Source organism: Flavobacterium bomense (assembly GCF_003970355.1).
Map to the genome: position 1 here is coordinate 1 of NZ_RYDJ01000253.1, position 1,079 is coordinate 1,079.

Annotated in this window: 1 protein-coding gene; it reads left to right on the plus strand. The window is 36.3% G+C overall.

Annotated features, from left to right (window positions below; translation table 11 throughout):
- The coding region (locus EKL98_RS17120) for a TonB-dependent siderophore receptor (protein WP_126563249.1) at window positions 1–1,079 on the plus strand (1,079 nt) is incomplete at both ends.

Consider the following 1,079-nt stretch of genomic DNA (forward strand, 5'->3'; position numbering starts at 1 on the left):
AACTATGTTTTTTCTAAAAAGGGATATGCCGATTTACCAAGAGACTTTACGACTGGCGAAGCAAATTTTGCTCCAACGAATATGAATGACAAAAGTTTTCTTGCCATTTTAGATCACAAAATAAGTGACAATTGGAAATTTACCGGACAAGCTTCTTACTTCAACTACACCCAAGTAGGAATGTCGATGTGGCCGGATACCATAACAGGTGTTGACGAAAATATTATGAAAAGACGCGTTTATCTTTCAGAAGATTATGCAGTAGCAAAAACAGGACAATTCTTTGTAAACGGAGAAGAAAAAACAGGTGCTGTCAATCATAAAATACTCGCTGGTATTGATCTAAGTGACAAAATCAATTATTATGATTGGACTCAAAGTGCTTTACTAACCGACCTTGACATCTACAATCCTGTGTACGGAACTGTTTCGGCATCGGCTATGCCAGTTTTTGATAGAAGTATCGATATTAAAGTAAGAGGACTACAATACAAGAATAGTTACAATGCTTTTTATATTCAAGATGAACTTGGATTTATGGATAATAAACTTCGTTTGACATTGGCGGGGAGATACACCACCTTGAAAACAGCCAACGTATATTCGGGAGATTTCAAAGACAGTAAATTCACGCCTCGACTTGGTTTGAGTTATTCCATCAACAAAAACACATCGGCTTATTTCTTGAGAGATGAATCATTTAACGAAAACTATGGAACCGATTGGCAAGGAAAAAGTTTTGATCCTCAAACAGGAACTAATCTTGAATTTGGGTTCAAAAGAGACTGGATGAATGGAAAATGGAATTCGGTATTTGCCGTTTATCAAATAACAAACAACAACATCCTTACTCCTGACCCTGAACATTCTACTGGCGCACAACAATTCAACATACAAAGTGGACAACAAAAAGTAAAAGGATTTGAAGCAGATATTAGAGGTGAAATTTTCAAAAATCTTGACGTAGTAATCAATTATGCTTTTACAGAAGGTAAAGTTACCAAAGACGAGAACAATCCTGCAATGGTAGGCAGTCAGATATCAGGAACATCAAAACACGTTCAAAACGCTTGGTTGAA